Genomic DNA, 16,684 nt, shown 5'->3' with positions numbered 1-16,684 from the left:
AAACACTGCAAAAATTGGTATCCCCTAGGGGATTCGAACCCCTGTTACCGCCGTGAAAGGGCGGTGTCCTAGGCCTCTAGACGAAGGGGACCCTGGACTTAAGTGTTTTAACTCCACTTAAACGAGTGAGATCCAAATTAACATCGAACCTCGGTTACCGCCGACTCTTTATTAAATCAAGAGCGCGGTGTCCTAGTCTTTTCCCTCTAGACGAAGGGACCCGGACTTAAGTGTTTAGACTCCACTTAAACGAGTACAGGTTTTTAAAACACTGCAAAAATTGGTATCCCCTAGGGGATTCGAACCCCTGTTACCGCCGTGAAAGGGCGGTGTCCTAGGCCTCTAGACGAAGGGGACCCTGGACTTAAGTGTTTTAACTCCACTTAAACGAGTACAGCATTTACTAACACTGTGAAATTGGTGGAGCTACACGGGATCGAACCGTGGACCTCTTGCATGCCATGCAAGCGCTCTCCCAGCTGAGCTATAGCCCCGAATTCTTGTCACAAACAAAAACTCAGTAATTTTGGTATCCCCTAGGGGATTCGAACCCCTGTTACCGCCGTGAAAGGGCGGTGTCCTAGGCCTCTAGACGAAGGGGACCCTGGACTTAAGTGTTTAGACTCCACTTAAACGAGTGAGATCCAAATAACGTCGAACCCCGGTTACCGCCGACTCTTTATTAAATCAAGAGCGCGGTGTCCTAGTCTTTTCCCTCTAGACGAAGGGACCTGGACTTAAGTGTTTTAACTCGACTTAAACGAGTGCAGGTTTTTAAAACACTGCAAAAATTGGTATCCCCTAGGGGATTCGAACCCCTGTTACCGCCGTGAAAGGGCGGTGTCCTAGGCCTCTAGACGAAGGGGACCCGGACTTAAGTGTTTAGACTCTACTTAAACGAGTTCATCGATGTCAGAAATCTGAAAAAGATGGTGGAGCTACACGGGATCGAACCGTGGACCTCTTGCATGCCATGCAAGCGCTCTCCCAGCTGAGCTATAACCCCTTAAGTTTTCCTTACTTTTGAGTGCACTGCTGTTTTCCAACCTTGCCCTCAACTGCGAGCGCATTCTATGCAGCACACCCAAAAGTGTCAACGGGTTTTTTAGGAATTTACTCTGTTTGCTACAAATTCAACCGCCTTGGATAATCTCTGCGCACAACGAGCCTGTCCAATGAGTAACATGGTTAAATCTAACGCAGGTGACTGCCCTGCCCCTGTAACCGCTACTCGTAACGGCATACCGACTTTGCCCATACCGACGTCTAATTCAGTTGCGGTATCTTCAATGACTTGATGAATGGCTTCTTGAGACCACTCTGTCAGTGCAGCCAACTTAGTTTGAACTAAGGTTAATGGTTCTAAGGCTACGCCACGTAAATGCTTTTTAGCTGCTGCCTCATCGAACTGCTCAAAATCTTCGTAAAAATAACGGCTCGATTGCGCTAATTCCTTCAGCGTTTTAGCTCGCTCAGATAAAGCGCTGACAACAGCAGTCAGTTCTGGGCCTTGACTCATATCAATCTGCTGATCATTCATATGCCACAATAAATGTTGAGCAACATACTCAGGGTCAAGCGCCTTAATATAGTGTTGGTTTAACCAGATTAACTTTTCAGTATTAAACGCAGAGGCTGCCTTATTGATATCATCAAGTTTAAAGAACTCAATCATCTCATCAATTGAGAAAACTTCCTGATCGCCATGAGACCAACCTAAACGTACTAAATAATTCAGCAGTGCTTCAGGTAAGAAACCATCATCGCGGTACTGCATAACGCTAATCGCACCATGACGCTTAGACAACTTGGCACCATCATCGCCTAAAATCATTGCTACATGCGCATATTCAGGGATCGGAGCACCCAAGGCTTTTAAAATATTGATTTGTTTTGGGGTGTTGTTGATATGATCTTCACCACGTACAACACAGGTGATGCCCATATCCCAATCATCGACCACCACACAGAAGTTATAGGTAGGTACACCGTCAGTACGAGCAATGATCAAATCGTCTAATTCTTCGTTAGAGATTTCAATACGGCCACGAACATGGTCGTCAAAAATCACTGAGCCTGTTAACGGATTTCTAAATCGAACCACAAATGGCTCATCAGATCCACGAGGAGCAAGATCACGACAACAACCATCATAGCGCTGACGTTCGCCTTTTGCGGCTTGCTCTTCACGCATGACTTCTAAACGCTCTTTTGAGCAATAGCACTTATAGGCAGTACCATCAGCAAGCATCTTTGCAATAATTTCATTGTAGCGGTCAAAACGCTTAGTTTGATAAAATGGGCCTTCATCCCAAGTCAAACCTAACCATTCCATGCCTTCAAGAATAGCGTCACACGCTTCTTGAGTTGAACGTTCAATATCTGTGTCTTCAATACGCAATACAAACTCGCCATGATTAGCACGAGCGTGTAGCCAAGAATATAATGCCGTACGGGCACCGCCTACATGTAAAAATCCCGTTGGACTTGGAGCAAAACGCGTTTTAGTTGTCATCGGACACTGACCTTTATAGATTGAGATTTACAGCTAAAGAGTAAAAAGCTGTATCAGAACGATACTGTGGCTACATTCTAGCAGCCTAAGCTAACTCTAAAAAGGCTTGCTGCTGCGCCAAACGATAAATTTCAGATGAAATATGACAGCGATGGCGACTAAAACTCTATAAAAACCACCTCGCCCGAATACCGAGTGAAGGCAAATATAAATCGAATCGGTTTTTGCCCTCGGCCCCTTACTGTGCTTGACTAATGATCACCCGCAACTGTCAGGAGTCACAAACATGGCCCACGTCAGTCAATCAGCATCACTATCCAGCATTATCGCTTATCTCAAACAGGTTAACGATTACGATGACCAAAGTGCGCAAAATGAAGCCAAAGAAATCATGCACAACTTAGTGGACATGCGTCATAAGGGGTATATCACTGGCTGGTATTTTGATGAGCAAGGTCATTTATCCTTACTGCCAAGTGATGCCATCCTCAAGCGCATCACTCAAGTTAAATAGCTACTTAATGCGTGCTAAATGACGACTAACACCGAACAAAACCAGTAAGATTAAGCTTGATGTATAGACGACGCCATGCCACCCCAAGGCTAACCAACTTGGCATCAGTAATGGGCCGCCAATGGCGGCGCCCAGATAGTAACAACATAAATATAATGAGGTGGCTTTCGCCTTATGCTCACGTGCCGTGACAGCTACATAGCTGTTACACGCACTATGGATCAAGAAAAAACCCAGCGATGACAACAAAAAGCCGAGTATGATCATAGTGATAGGAGCAAACCAAGTTAAGCTCGTCCCTAACAACATCATTAAAGCGCCCATCGGCAATAAGCGTTTATGGCCAAAATGATTAATCGCTTTGACAGAATGAAATGAAACCCAAGTCCCGCTTAAGTAACATAAGAATATTAAGGTCACCTCTAATCTATTTAAGTTATAAGGCGACGCCATCAAATGTAACTGAATAAAACTGAATTGGTTGACCATCACTAAAAATGCTAATGCGCCAACAACATAGGTTAATCGGAGACTTGGATGCGACAAATGCAGCCAAAAACCGGTCAACATATCTCTTTTTTGGGCATGATGAGGAGGCGGGATAAAACCCGCGGTTGTTTCTCGCAGTAACCACAATGCTGGCGCCGCTAATACTAGGGTCACTAACATTAATCCCCACACACTTGCCGACCACGATAAATATTGTGAAAACAATCCGCCTAAGATACGCCCGCCAATCCCGCCAAGACTATTCATCGCAATATATACCGCACCAGCCACAAGTAACTGCTTAGTGTCGAGTTGCTCTTTAAACAACGCCATCGCAGTCGCAGGAAGTACTGCTAAGGTCACGCCTTGGAGTAACCGCACCCATAGCAATTGCTCGAAACTAGTCACAAAAAGAAACATGAGATCGACGACCAGCAGAGCGACCAGGCTCAGCATAATGGGAGTACGTCGGCCAAATTTGTCTGACAAGATAGCAACAAACAGCAATGAGACGGCCATACTCAAAGTACCAATCGACAACAATAGACTGGCATGACTGGGCAACACAGCAAACTGCTCTGCAATGGCAGGCAACATGCCTTGGAACACATAAAGATTTATATAAAGAGCCAGTGACGCTAGGCTTAGCGCAAGAATAAGCTTTAACCCGCGAAGACCATCGCGACTCTCAGCGCCATAAAAAACAGTAAACATCTGCCAATCCAATCAATTTATTCCCCATTAGACTAGCAAGCCATTAAAAATAAAAATAATATATATTTAACGCGATAAATATTGATTTGGCTTATATTATGGATTTTAGGCAGTTACAGCATTTTTGTAGTTTGATCCAACATGGCAGTTTTACCACTGCGGCAATGCATTTACAGATTGCTCAACCGGCCTTAAGCCAAAGTTTGAAAAAACTCGAAACTGAGTTCAATGTCAAACTGGTGAATCGAAGCGCCGGTAAATCTGATAAATCCATCAGTCTGACCGCTGAAGGTGAAGCTCTTTACCAACATGCCAAAATTATTCTTGGACAAATGGAACAGGCTGAGCACCATATTCGCAGCATGGCTTCATTGAGTATGGGAGAAGTTCGCATTGCTGTGCCGGGCATGCTCGGCTCTTTCTATTTACCACGGCGGCTAATGGCATTTAGGCATCTGCATGACAATATCAAACTGTCGTTATTTGAAGGGGGAACTCGGGATACATTGCGCATGCTAAATCAAGAAGAAGTTGATATCGCCATTATCACAGGTCACGATATGCAAGATCACTTCGATGGCCATTTTTTATTACAAGAGCAAATGGTCGCCGCCGTTGGTTGGGATCACCCGCTGGCAGAACACAGTAGCCTCAGTTTAAGCCAATTTTTACAGCATGATTTAGTGATGTTTAAAACCGGCTACTTCCATCGAGAATGGTTATTAGCGCAAGCGAAACTACTTGATATCACTCCGAAAATTGCGTTTGAAACCAATTTGATCAACCTAATTAAACAATTAGTTTCTCAAGGATTTGCCATTAGTAGTGTGCTAAATATGGCGGTGAATCAAGAAGATAAGATCCACCCTATCCCTTTTGACCCCCCCATTAGTTTAGATCTCTATATTGCTTGGAAAAAAGGAAAACCTCTCAGCAGTGCCGATACCGCCTTCGTCGAGTTCCTACTGAACAATGCCACCTAACTTAGTTAGCATCCGCCTGATTCTCAGGAATCGCCTGAATAAATGCGGCTAAGCTTAAGCAATGATCATTAACGCGGGATATATGAGGATAGCGACTCATATCAAGCCCAAATCGTTTAGCGTTATACACTTGCGGAATTAAACAAATATCAGCTAGGGTCGGAGTATCGCCAAAACAACAAGATGAAGGAGACTGACTCAGAAGCGTTTCTAACGCTTTAAAACTCTTATGTATCCATGCATGGTACCACTGCTTACGAGCGTCGCTATCCTGCCCCATCTCATGCTCTAGGTATTGGAGAACACGTAAGTTATTAAGGGGGTGAGTATCACATGCTACGAGCTGCGCCATGGCACGAACATGAGCCCTATCGACTGCATTGGCAGGCAACAATGGATTGGCAGGATAACACTCTTCTAAATATTCGATGATGGCGAGCGACTGAGTTAATACCACCGCGGGTTGATTTGCTTGCTTCACCATTAAGGTTGGCACCAACTGTTGCGGATTGAGAGCTTGGTAATCTGACTTATGTTGCTCACCACCATCTTTGACAAGATGCACAGAAATTTGCTCAGCCGCTAAAGACTTTAGCCCTAAGGCGATGCGGACTCGATAGGCCGCACTCGAGCGCCAGTACCCGTATAACGTTAACATCTTGCCTCCTTACATCAAAAATCGGGGCTGAGCCCCGATAATTAATCAATGAACAATTTATGGTTGGTACTGCACCACTTGCTGATCAATGGCACCAAAAATACTGACGCCAGCGTCATCAAGCATTTCAATCCGTACGGTATCACCAAATCCCATAAATGGTGTCACCGCTTGGCCTTCGGCAATCACTTCGAGCATACGCTTTTCGGCTAGGCAGCTTGAGCCAGCACTGCGATCATAATTAGAGATAGTACCAGAGCCTATAATGGCACCGGCCCCTAACGGACGTGTACGGGCAACATGCGCAATTAACTCAGCAAAGCTAAATGTCATATCCACCCCAGCATTGGGTTGGCCAAATAACTCATTATTTAAATGCGTGATCAGAGGTAAATGAACTTTCGATGCTTGCCACTTATCGCCCAATTCATCAGGAGTAATGGCAACAGGTGAAAAACTGCTAGATGGCTTAGATTGAAAAAATCCAAAGCCTTTAGCTAATTCACCCGGGATAAGATTACGTAAAGAGACATCATTAACTAACATCAGCAATTTAATATGCTCGCCCGCATCTTGTGCCGATACCCCCATAGGCACATCATCGGTAATGATGGCAATTTCGGATTCAAAATCAATGCCCCAAGCTTCATCCGCAAGTGGGATTGGATCCGTTGGTGCAATAAAGCTATCTGATCCGCCTTGATACACCAAGGGATCGGTCCAAAATGATTCCGGCATTTCGGCACCGCGTGCTTTTCTCACCAATTCCACGTGATTCACGTAGGCACTGCCATCGGCCCATTGATAAGCACGGGGTAATGGCGATAAACATAACCGCTGGTCAAAATCGATAGCATTATCAATTTGGCCGGCGTTTAAAGCATCGTATAATTCCTGCAACTGAGGAACTAATAAATCCCACTGATCAATCAGTTGTTGCATGGTATGGGCAATTGCAGGCACGGCCACAGCACGGGTTAGATCACGACTAACTAAGACTAACTGGCCGTCTTTGCGACCATTCCGATAACTCGCTAACTTCATATTTGCTCCTATCCTTTGTGCTCTGTCCAGTCAATGACTGGTTCAGTGATGGCATCTGCCTCTTGTCTGGCTACATATCTACCGTAACTGGTCACGGAAGAAAATGCCAAGCGCCAATTCAAGAGCAAATACACGCTTATCATATTTGTAAAGATTCGCTTACGTTGCTATGACTTGGGTTTACTTATCTGGTAATCGCGGAGCTTATTGGCAATGGCCGTATGCGAGACCCCGAGTTTTTTTGCTAATTGACGCGTACTAGGAAACGCTGGATAGAGGCGCCTGAGCAAACTAGACTCAAATTGTTTCATCGCTTCATCTAATGTACCTTCAAAGGCATTATCGAAATAGCCAAAACCTTCGGCATATGAGGGCAATTTAAGTTGCTCAACGGTGAGTTCGGTACTGCCGTCCCAAATCGACACGGCCCTAAACACCGCATTCTTTAATTGGCGAACATTGCCAGGCCAAGCATACGTCAATAGGTGATCACGGCAACTGGCCGAAATACGACGTAACGGGCTAGATAATTGCTGGCTATAATGCTCTAAGAACATCTCAGTTAAGGGAATAATATCAACACGTCGCTCACGCAGTGCGGGCATATGCAAACTTAAAACATGAATTCGATAATACAAATCTTCCCTAAAACTGCCTTGCTGACACAAATCGGCCAAGTTTTTCTGCGTCGAGCAGATAATTCGCACATCGACCCTAACCTCTTCATCACCACCAATGCGACGAAAGCAGCCATCTTGCAATAAACGCAATAACTTCACTTGAGCCGCCTTGGACATTTCGGCGATTTCATCCAGAAACACCGTCCCTCCTTGCGCTTCCTCAAAAAAGCCGCGTTTGACTACTTGCCCGTGGCTGACAAAGCCAAATAGCTCTTCTTCGGCGGCACTGTCTGGTAATGCAGCACAATTAATCGCAATAAAAGGATGATCTCGCCTTAAACTCGCATCATGACAGGCTCGCGCCATCAATTCTTTACCTGTACCCGTCTCGCCGGTAATCAACAATGGTGCATCTAATTGCGCCATTCGTCTTGCTTGCCCTACGACCAGTTTCATTTTATCGCTGACGGCTAATACGGTTTCAAAACCTTGAGATTGATTCTGTAATGCATTGAATTGTTTGCCAAGTCGAGCCAATGACTTGAGTGATACTACCGCACCAGCCAAGATATGTTTATCTTGATCATCAGGCAAATAAATAGGCAGCATTTCGGCAAGAAACTCGCGTTCACCAATCTGTACTTTCGCGGTTTGAGCTAAAACCTGAGGCTCACTTAACCACCGATTAAAATTGACCCCTTGCACCCAGTGGTTCAACGGTTCATCAATGACATCTAATTCTGACATCGCCAAGGTGACGAGCGCCGATTCATTAATAATACGAATTCGCCCTTTGGCATCGAGAGAAAACACACAGTCAGGGAGGGTTTTTAATAAGGTTTTCAGGGCGTAATGTTCTTGCTCGGAAGGCATAAACGACACAGTGCGCACATCGCTGACACTTTCTACTTTACGGATCTGCGGCATTAGCGCACTTAAGGTATCAAAGCTCACCTGCGCAAATTGTAAATATAAAAAGCCTTTGTTACTGGCATCAATGGCCATTAAATTAATGCCATATTGCTCTAGCACAACCAAAATGTCTTTAGCCAAACCTACCCTGTCATGGCAACTAACGACCAAGCGCATAGTTTACATCCTCATTAATACGAGTCCCTGTCGGCATCCCACCGTCAGTCGGAGTCCATTTTGTCATGGTGAGTATACGTTAGAGGGTTTCAGTGAGGGTGGCAAGTATTGTTTACAGGTAGGTGCGCTGCCTCAAGACAAGCAGCGTACCTAAAGGCAGAGTTAATCCAATAACAAATCGGTTTTGGCCGCCATAATAAAATCGTTTTTATGGAGGCCTTTAATTGAGTGTGACCACCAAGTGACCGTCACCTTGCCCCACTCAGTCAGAATGCCGGGATGATGAAATTCGGCTTCAGCTAACTCACCGATACGATTCGTAAAGGCCAGTGCAAGCTTAAAGTTCTTAAATTTGTAAACGCGCTCTAATTGCATAATGCCATCGCGCACTTCAACGTGCCAATCGGGGATCGAGCGAATGAGTTCCGCTAATTCGGTCTCGGAAACTTTCGGTGCATCAACTTGGCAAGCTTCGCAACTCATTGTCGCTAATTCAGACATAAATACTCCTTGTTAAACGGCTTGGGTCTTAGGTGAAAAACGCGGTGTAAACAGGCCTAACTCGCGCGCCTTGGTCACACTAGACATGATATCCATCTTGGCTATTTCACCTAAAAAATCAATGTTTTCAATTTCAAAATAGATGGGTTGAATGATATCAATTCGATAGGGAGTTCTCAGTACGTTAAGCAAGTCAAACGGCTCACATACCGCATCATCACTCAGCGCATACATGGTTTCAGCAGGCGAACTTAAAATTCCACCGCCGTAAATCCGACGCCCATCAACCGAATTGGCTTGTAATAAACCAAACTCCACCGTAAACCAATATAATCGGGCTAAATAAGCTCGCTCTTCTTTCGAGGCTGCCAAACCTAGCTTGCCATAATGTGCCGAAAAATCGGCAAAAGCTCGGTTAGTTAATAATGGGCAATGACCAAAAATCTCATGAAAAATATCCGGTTCTTGCAGATAATCCATCTCTTGTTGGCTGCGGATAAATGTCGCGACCGGGAAGCGACGATTGGCCAGCAGTTCAAAAAAACGCCCAAATGAAATCAATGCCGGAACTGCCGCCGTTTGCCAGCCACTGGACTCCATTAATACTGAATCGATTTCAGCTAGTTGCGGGATCCTGTCTGTCGGTAATGCCAACGCGTCAAGTCCATCCATATAGGCGTTGCAAGCGCGTTGCGGCAGGTTAACCGCTTGGCGGGCATACAATTGCTGCCACACTTGGTGCTCATGGTCGGGATAGTGAATAAAACCATCAGCATCAGCTTCTCTGGCAATATAACTGGTTGTCATCATTACCCTCTATAAAATTAACAGAAACATCACAACTTCATAGTGTGCTATTCCGGTTAGTTTGTTAATCATTGCCATCATAAATAATCGCTCACCGGCCCAATCCCTTTGTAAGCCAGAGTTTACAACGATAAATATAATTGAGTTAAATCATGCAATTAAAAAGTAAAACTTACATTCCACTCGCTTCCATTTGAGCGTGTTATCGCCCACAAACCCGTCTCGAAAACCAAGAGAAGTGGAGAAATTGGACCTACAACCTGTCTTTTTCAAGCGGCTGATTTACAATAGCAAAAGTGATTAAGTGATTGTGGACATTCAATGAAGTCTCAAAAAATTAAGAAAGCTGTCATTCCTGTGGCAGGGCTCGGCACACGCATGCTGCCGGCCACCAAAGCCATTCCCAAAGAAATGCTGCCCGTAGTGGATAAACCCCTAATTCAGCATGTCGTCAGTGAAGCCATCGCTGCCGGTATCAAAGAAATTGTACTGGTCACCCATGCCAGTAAAAACTCGATTGAAAATCATTTTGATACCAGTTTTGAACTTGAGGCTCAGCTAGAGCGCCGGGTAAAACGTCAATTGCTTAATGATGTGCAGTCGATTTGCCCCAAAGGGGTCACAGTGATCAGTGTGCGTCAATCCCAAGCCAAAGGCTTAGGACATGCTATTTTATGTGCGCGCTCTGTGGTTGGTAATGAACCCTTCGCAGTGTTATTGCCAGATGTCATCATTGACCAAACCAGTTGCGATCTCAATCAACATAATCTCGCCGAAATGGTGGCGCATTTTGATGAAGACAACTGCGGTCAGATCATGGTCGAGGGCGTTGAGCCGGCATTGGTTAATCAATATGGTATTGCTAATGTCAATGGCGTGCCCCTCCATCCCGGTGATTTTTGCCCGTTAGCTGAATTAGTGGAAAAACCCGATATTGATGAGGCCCCGTCCAACCTTGCAGTAGTTGGTCGTTACGTTTTGCCCGCCGATATCTGGCCATTATTAGCCAAGACCCCCATTGGTGCCGGTGATGAAATACAATTGACCGATGCCATCGCGATGCTCATGGAAAAGCAAACGGTCAATGCCTATTACATGCGTGGTAAAAGCCATGATTGCGGCAACAAGCTTGGCTATATGCAGGCCAATGTTGAATACGCATTGCATCACCCAGAAATTAGTGGTGCATTTAAAAACTATTTAAAGCAATTAGTTAAGGATATGGATTAATGACAATTTTAGTCACAGGTGGGGCTGGTTATATTGGTAGCCACACCTTGGTCGAGCTATTAACCGCCAATTATGATGTGGTCGTGCTGGATAATTTGTCCAATTCCAGCACCGAGTCTTTAGCTCGCGTTGAAAGTATTACTGGCAAAAAAGTAACTTTTTATCAAGGTGATATTCTTGATAAGCCCCTGCTTCAACAAATATTTAGCCAGCATCAATTTCAAGCAGTCATCCATTTTGCTGGACTAAAAGCCGTGGGAGAATCAGTGGCTCAGCCTCTGCGCTATTACCAAAACAATGTCACGGGTACATTAGTGTTATGTGAGGTCATGGCCGAGTATCAAGTCAAGGATCTGGTATTTAGTTCCTCAGCCACTGTCTATGGCGATCCTGCCAGCTTGCCGATCACTGAAGACTTCCCTACGGGCGCGACCAATCCTTATGGTCAGTCAAAATTGATGGTCGAGAACATCCTGGCAGATCTGCATCATGCCGATCCGAGCTGGAATATCGCGCGCTTACGCTATTTTAATCCCGTCGGGGCTCATAAAAGCGGCTTGATTGGTGAAGACCCTAACGATATTCCCAATAACCTCATGCCATTTATCGCTCAGGTAGCGGTGGGGAAACGTGATTGTTTGAGCGTATTTGGTGATGACTACGATACGGCCGATGGCACCGGGGTTCGCGACTATATTCATGTGGTTGATTTAGCATTGGGCCATATCAAAGCATTGGAAAAACTCGCCACAAACTGCGGATTAGTAACCTTTAACTTAGGCACAGGCATAGGGTATAGCGTATTGGAGATGGTCAAGGCGTTTGAACATGCCAGCGGTAAAACCATAAACTATGCGATTACGGCCAGACGTCCGGGCGACATTGCCGCTTGCTATGCCGATCCGACTAACGCGCGTCAGCAGCTAAATTGGCAAGCTAACCATAGTCTGCAAGATATGGCCACCAGCAGTTGGCATTGGCAATCGACCAACCCCAACGGCTACCAATAATCGTTAGAGCGAGGGGGCGCTATGCCCCCGCACACATGAGAAGCATATGGCTATAGATCAACAACGCCGACGGTTATTTAAACGGCATAGCCCCGCCACGATCCGTCCCCCCTTCAGCCGCCAAGATGTCGACTTTACCGATGTTTGCACCCGCTGTCATTTATGCGTAACCGCTTGTGATACTGGCATTATTAAGGTGGCTGATGGTGGCTTTGTCGCCCTGGATTTTAGTCGCGCTGAGTGTAGTTTTTGTGGCCAATGCCAGCGAGTATGTCAAGCGCCGGTGTTTGATAAATCTCAAGCGCAAGCCTGGTCACAAATCGCCGTGGTTGCTCCAGCTTGTCTAACGTTGGCCGGAGTGACCTGCCAAACGTGTCGAGATCATTGCGATGCCAGTGCGATTAAATTCAGCTATCGCGCTCAATCAACCCCAACACCAGAGATTGTAGCCGACTTATGCACCGGTTGCGGCGCTTGCGTGGCACCATGCCCAAGCCAAGCGATTCAAATTATGCCACAAACACGCTAGTTTAATGGTCAAATTGACCAGCAAAACGGCAAAGACGAAATCCTGACGCCAGCGCCAAATATTTGTGGTTTGAAACCGAATAAAGACAAGGTAACATCAAGTTACCTGTCGGCGATAACGATAATAAAACTATGTTTAAACGAAAAAATACGACTCTTGAGTTAACTTATATTGCTAAAGGCACTTGTATCAGCGGTGAAACTGAATTCGCTGGTGACGCCTTAATTGGTGGGGACGTCAAGGGCCAAGTCATTTCGCAAGGACAAATTACCATTGAGCATGAAGGCACCATCCAAGGACAGGTCCAGTGTCATGAAATGCGCATTGCGGGTCATTTTAGCGGCAAATTAAGCTGTGAAAAAGTCATCATCATGGGCACGGGTACGCTCGACGGTGAAGTGGCGAGTAATCAAATGGAAATTCTAGAAGGCGGCCAATTTATTGGGATGCGCATCAAAGAAAGCATCAACTTGCTAGAAAATACTTCATTATTTGATGATGAAAAATTAAAAAAACTACAAACATTATCAGAGGCATAATCATAATTTTGGCTTGGATATCCCTCATCAAAATCCAAGGTTAATACCGCTAGAGTTTCACCGCGCCATGAGATGGAGGTCACGGTGGCACTCTAAACGGTATAAGCCGTGATCAAGGCCAGCGCTGCGGACTGTTAACCTGAATATTGCTGATGATATTGCTTCAATAAGGTGATCGCGTCAGGCAAAGGCCTATCAAAACTGTCCGCAGGAAGATATAAATGATATCCCAAGACCTGTTGCAACTTAATCGAACGATGACCAAACATGGCGAGTACCCCACGATAACGCTCGCCATCCACCACTAATGGCGTAAATTCTAGGGCAACTTGTTGCTCATAATCACTGAGATCTTCATCTTGTGTCGCCGCCGTCATTAATAACGGCCGCTGCTCTGACAACAACCCTGTCGCTAATCTTAACGAGATATTGTCCAACACTGGGTTAATACGTTTCAGCTTGACGCCAAGATAAGGCAATTCGACGAGCGTCATTGCTTGAGATACCCGTAAACTGTCGAGTCGCTGCACATTGCTCCAAGCGACGAACACCTGCCCCCGACGGTGATAAAAGGTAAAGCCCTCGGCCGATAATGCCACACTCACCTCAGGCTCACGCACTTTACTCAAGCCAATCACTAACCCCAGCACCCCAAAAGTAAAACTTAATAATGCAGGGCCAAACCAATGAGGGGTCATAACAAACAAGCATAAACCCACCACCAATAATATGGCGCCAACAAGGCTTAAGGTGATGCCGTTACGCTTAGCCTGCGGGCGCATCGCCACATGGGTGTCCAACATTGAGTCAATTCCTTGGTTACTGTCTATTTACCAATGTGATTTTATCCACCACCAGCTTTGGCCAATATATTCATGAATCGCACGTTGCGAGCCGAGTAAATTATCGGCACTTAGCGCCCACCATACTCCTTGGCGCGCCATATAATCGGCCGGGGCGGCTTGCGGCTGCGTTCCTATTTGCTCAAAAATGGCCATGGCTCTAGGCATATGACTCGCCGAGGTGACTAACCTAAACGGAGTTTGATTAATCTCCCAGCGTAAATACTGCGCTTCTTCAATGGTGTCTTTCGCTAACGGCAAAGAAATGATCCGCTCGCGCGGGAAGCCTAACTCAGTGGCAGCATCAGCCATAACATCACTATGGGCGCGTTGGTTATTGCTACCGGCAAAGCCACTGGTGATCAACAGACAGTTTTGGCCAAAGCGAGTTTGACGCAGCCCCTCTTGCAAGCGCATCATGGCCGTCGGCGATAATTGTTGCAGCGCGGAGACCGCCAAATGATCATCATGACCACTACCGAGCACCATCACCACACAGTCATTGACTATGGGCTGTTGCTGATAGGCATATTGTTGCTCGAGAGGCTCCAATAATAAACGACTGCCAAAATTACTGCTGACAAAAACTAACAGGCTCACGGCCAACAAGAGTGGCCAACGCCAATGGCCACGACGATGCCTGAGCATCCATGCCACCAGACAGAGCAATAATAGCGTGAGCGGAATAGGCATCATAAACTGGCTGATGATTTTTTTAAGTACGAACATCCATGGTTATCCTAGTAAAAATGAGCGTTATGGCCACAACCACGCAGCACCTCTGACGCCAGATGCGTTTCCATGCTGGTTTGGCACCACTTTAGTTTCACATTCTTTACCAAAGATATAAGCAGCTAAGTGACGATTAACGTAAGGATATATTTCAGCGATATCCGACATTCCGCCGCCTAGCACTATGATATCGGGGTCAACAAGATTGACGACATGAGCTAAAGCGCGACATAGCCTATCACAATATCGATGAAATGCGGCCTGTGCATCGCTATCTTGCTGCTGCATCAATGAAATAATCTCAGGGCCCGACAAGCGCTGTTGGGTCGCTTGATAAAAATCCTCACTCAATCCAGTGCCTGATATATAGGTTTCAATACAGTCGTGACGGCCACAATAGCAAGCACGAGATTGGAACTCATGGGAGTTCATCCAAGGTAATGGATTATGGCCCCACTCGCCTGCCACACCATTGATGCCAGAATGAACCTTGCCATTGATCACTAAGCCGGCCCCGCAACCCGTGCCTAAAATCACGCCGAACACCAGTTCAAACCCTTGACCCGCGCCATCGCAAGCTTCAGATAATGCAAAACAATTGGCATCATTGGCTAAGCGCACCGGCCTGCCTATCGCCGCGTGTAAATCTGCATCTAATGACTGACCGATTAACCATGTGGAATTGGCGTTTTTGATGGTGCCGTGTCGCCGAGACACAGTCCCAGGTATACCAATGCCAACCGTAAATGCCTGCGTAAAGTGGGCATCGACCTCATGAATGAGGCCAACCAAGGTTGCCAAGGTCGCGGCATAATGTTGACCACTGGCACAGCGTTTACGATACCTTACTTGCCCGGCGTCATCTAAGACGATGATGTCGGTTTTAGTGCCGCCTAGATCAATGCCGATACGCATTAGATTGACACCAACCACTGGCGGGCATAAGCGATAAAGTGCGGGTTACGAATGCTGTCTTTTTGGTTGTAACGCAAAGGCTTACCCGTGGTTTTGTCATGGACTTGCCCACCTGCGGCTTCGAGGACAGCTTGCGCCGCCGCGGTATCCCACTCACTGGTAGGGCCAAGACGAGGATAGATATCCGCACGGCCTTCTGCTAACAAACAGAATTTTAATGAACTGCCCACTGGGAGCACTTGATAATCACTAAACTGGCTTAAATAGCCGGCTAACTCTGGGCTTGGATGCGAGCGACTGCCGACGATCACTGGGCACGCTTGCGAATGCTGCCGTTCTTGCCCTAAGGGTTGCGCCATCATGCCATCGGCTTGAACCCAAGCTCCAAGCCCTAACGCCCCGAAATAACAGTGGCCTTTCGCTGGCGCATAAACAACGCCAGCTATCGCTTGGCCGTTGTCGATCACCGCGATATTAACGGTAAACTCACCATTGCCTTTAATGAACTCTTTGGTGCCATCCAGCGGGTCAATCAAGAAATACCGAGACCACCCTTTGCGCACACTCCAACTCGGCAAGTCAGACTCTTCCGATAAAATGGGCCAGTGGCAATTAATCGCCTGCAATCCAGCCACAATGCAATCATGACTGGCTAAATCAGCGGCCGTTAATGGCGAGGTGTCCGCTTTATCGGCAATCGCTAAGTTGGTACTTTGATAAAAAGGCATCATCCGCTCGCCAGCATTTTTTGCCAGAGCCACCAGTTGCAATATCAATGGTTTATCAATCGATTCAATCGCCATGAGCATCTCAGTCAGTGAGTGACCCATTATTATGCCAGTATCACGCTGATTTTTTTATAACAAATTAACATGAGCCTCGACTAAATATCCTGAGCCTTAGGCTCAGTTTCTGCGGTGGTATTGCGCTTGTGCTCCCCCATGATGGTCGTT

17 protein-coding genes and 6 tRNA genes are annotated in these 16,684 nt (G+C 46.2%); 6 read left to right on the top strand and 17 right to left on the bottom strand.

The annotated features are described in order from the left end of the window. Positions 1–15: 15 nt before the first annotated feature. From KU855_RS04155 to gltX, 7 genes are all read right to left on the bottom strand, one after another. Positions 16–91: transfer RNA gene (locus KU855_RS04155), tRNA-Glu, on the bottom strand. A gap of 190 nt (positions 92–281) precedes the next feature. After that, a tRNA-Glu gene (locus tag KU855_RS04150) sits at positions 282–357 on the bottom strand. 61 nt (positions 358–418) lie between these two features. Further along, positions 419–494, bottom strand: a tRNA-Ala gene (locus tag KU855_RS04145). A 33-nt stretch (positions 495–527) separates the two neighbouring features. Then, a tRNA-Glu gene (locus KU855_RS04140) sits at positions 528–603 on the bottom strand. A gap of 189 nt (positions 604–792) precedes the next feature. Then, positions 793–868 (bottom strand) — tRNA-Glu (locus tag KU855_RS04135). Positions 869–930: 62 nt separating this feature from the next. Further along, a tRNA-Ala gene (locus KU855_RS04130) sits at positions 931–1,006 on the bottom strand. 99 nt (positions 1,007–1,105) lie between these two features. Continuing rightward, a complete protein-coding gene (gene gltX / locus KU855_RS04125) occupies positions 1,106–2,515 on the bottom strand; it encodes a glutamate--tRNA ligase (protein WP_218529085.1) in 1,410 nt (469 codons plus the stop codon). A gap of 286 nt (positions 2,516–2,801) precedes the next feature. On the opposite strand from gltX, the gene KU855_RS04120 reads away from it, so the two are divergent. Further along, positions 2,802–3,029, top strand: coding sequence for a hypothetical protein (locus KU855_RS04120; protein WP_218529084.1), 228 nt, complete (start codon positions 2,802–2,804; stop codon positions 3,027–3,029). On the opposite strand, the gene KU855_RS04115 is transcribed toward KU855_RS04120, so the two are convergent. Then, positions 3,030–4,232 carry an MFS transporter gene (locus tag KU855_RS04115; RefSeq protein ID WP_218529083.1) on the bottom strand — a complete coding sequence of 401 codons (1,203 nt, stop codon included), beginning with the start codon at positions 4,230–4,232 and terminating at the stop codon, positions 3,030–3,032. It abuts the gene before it with no gap. 98 nt (positions 4,233–4,330) lie between these two features. Between KU855_RS04115 and KU855_RS04110 the strand changes: the two genes are divergently transcribed. Next, entirely contained in the window at positions 4,331–5,215 is an 885-nt protein-coding gene (locus tag KU855_RS04110; protein WP_218529082.1) for a LysR family transcriptional regulator, read from the top strand. Position 5,216: 1 nt separating this feature from the next. Here KU855_RS04110 and maiA read toward each other — a convergent pair whose 3' ends face one another. From maiA to phhA, 5 genes are all read right to left on the bottom strand, one after another. Further along, a complete protein-coding gene (maiA, locus tag KU855_RS04105; protein WP_218529081.1) occupies positions 5,217–5,873 on the bottom strand; it encodes a maleylacetoacetate isomerase in 657 nt (218 codons plus the stop codon). Positions 5,874–5,930: 57 nt separating this feature from the next. Next, positions 5,931–6,917, bottom strand: coding sequence for a fumarylacetoacetate hydrolase family protein (locus KU855_RS04100; RefSeq protein WP_218529080.1), 987 nt, complete (start codon positions 6,915–6,917; stop codon positions 5,931–5,933). Between the two features lie 167 nt (positions 6,918–7,084). After that, positions 7,085–8,626 carry a transcriptional regulator TyrR gene (tyrR, locus tag KU855_RS04095; protein WP_218529079.1) on the bottom strand — a complete coding sequence of 514 codons (1,542 nt, stop codon included), beginning with the start codon at positions 8,624–8,626 and terminating at the stop codon, positions 7,085–7,087. Between the two features lie 162 nt (positions 8,627–8,788). Further along, complete coding sequence (locus tag KU855_RS04090) at positions 8,789–9,127, bottom strand: 4a-hydroxytetrahydrobiopterin dehydratase (protein ID WP_218529078.1); 339 nt, start codon at positions 9,125–9,127, stop codon at positions 8,789–8,791. Between the two features lie 12 nt (positions 9,128–9,139). Next, positions 9,140–9,934 (bottom strand): phenylalanine 4-monooxygenase, encoded by a 795-nt coding sequence (gene phhA, locus KU855_RS04085; RefSeq protein WP_218529095.1) that lies wholly within the window; start codon positions 9,932–9,934, stop codon positions 9,140–9,142. A gap of 321 nt (positions 9,935–10,255) precedes the next feature. Here phhA and galU point away from each other — a divergent pair, with 321 nt between their 5' ends. The 4 genes from galU (at position 10,256) to KU855_RS04065 (ending at position 13,242) form a co-directional block, all read left to right on the top strand. Beyond that, entirely contained in the window at positions 10,256–11,164 is a 909-nt protein-coding gene (galU, locus tag KU855_RS04080; protein WP_218529077.1) for a UTP--glucose-1-phosphate uridylyltransferase GalU, read from the top strand. Then, the gene (gene galE, locus KU855_RS04075) at positions 11,164–12,174 is read left to right on the top strand and encodes a UDP-glucose 4-epimerase GalE (RefSeq protein ID WP_218529076.1); all 1,011 of its coding nucleotides are present in this window, start codon (positions 11,164–11,166) and stop codon (positions 12,172–12,174) included. The genes galU and galE overlap by 1 nt, the downstream gene beginning before the upstream one ends. Before the next feature lie 46 nt (positions 12,175–12,220). After that, complete coding sequence (gene napF, locus KU855_RS04070) at positions 12,221–12,703, top strand: ferredoxin-type protein NapF (RefSeq protein WP_218529075.1); 483 nt, start codon at positions 12,221–12,223, stop codon at positions 12,701–12,703. A 131-nt stretch (positions 12,704–12,834) separates the two neighbouring features. Then, the gene (locus KU855_RS04065) at positions 12,835–13,242 is read left to right on the top strand and encodes a polymer-forming cytoskeletal protein (RefSeq protein ID WP_218529074.1); all 408 of its coding nucleotides are present in this window, start codon (positions 12,835–12,837) and stop codon (positions 13,240–13,242) included. Between the two features lie 134 nt (positions 13,243–13,376). On the opposite strand, the gene KU855_RS04060 is transcribed toward KU855_RS04065, so the two are convergent. From KU855_RS04060 to cysQ, 4 genes are read right to left on the bottom strand one after another with little or no spacing between them, the layout of a single operon-like run. Continuing rightward, entirely contained in the window at positions 13,377–14,045 is a 669-nt protein-coding gene (locus KU855_RS04060; RefSeq protein WP_218529073.1) for a DUF2982 domain-containing protein, read from the bottom strand. Between the two features lie 27 nt (positions 14,046–14,072). Further along, a complete protein-coding gene (locus tag KU855_RS04055; RefSeq protein WP_218529072.1) occupies positions 14,073–14,813 on the bottom strand; it encodes a YdcF family protein in 741 nt (246 codons plus the stop codon). A 27-nt stretch (positions 14,814–14,840) separates the two neighbouring features. After that, positions 14,841–15,731 carry an ROK family protein gene (locus KU855_RS04050; RefSeq protein ID WP_218529071.1) on the bottom strand — a complete coding sequence of 297 codons (891 nt, stop codon included), beginning with the start codon at positions 15,729–15,731 and terminating at the stop codon, positions 14,841–14,843. Next, positions 15,731–16,549, bottom strand: a complete 819-nt coding sequence (cysQ, locus tag KU855_RS04045; protein WP_371316320.1) for a 3'(2'),5'-bisphosphate nucleotidase CysQ — start codon at positions 16,547–16,549, stop codon at positions 15,731–15,733. The genes KU855_RS04050 and cysQ overlap by 1 nt, the downstream gene beginning before the upstream one ends. Positions 16,550–16,684: the final 135 nt, after the last annotated feature.

The sequence above is a fragment of the Shewanella sp. NIFS-20-20 genome (assembly GCF_019209865.1).
GTDB lineage: Bacteria > Pseudomonadota > Gammaproteobacteria > Enterobacterales > Shewanellaceae > Shewanella.
The sequence above is the reverse complement of the archived record's forward strand: the minus strand, read 5'-3'. Positions and strand labels throughout refer to the sequence as shown.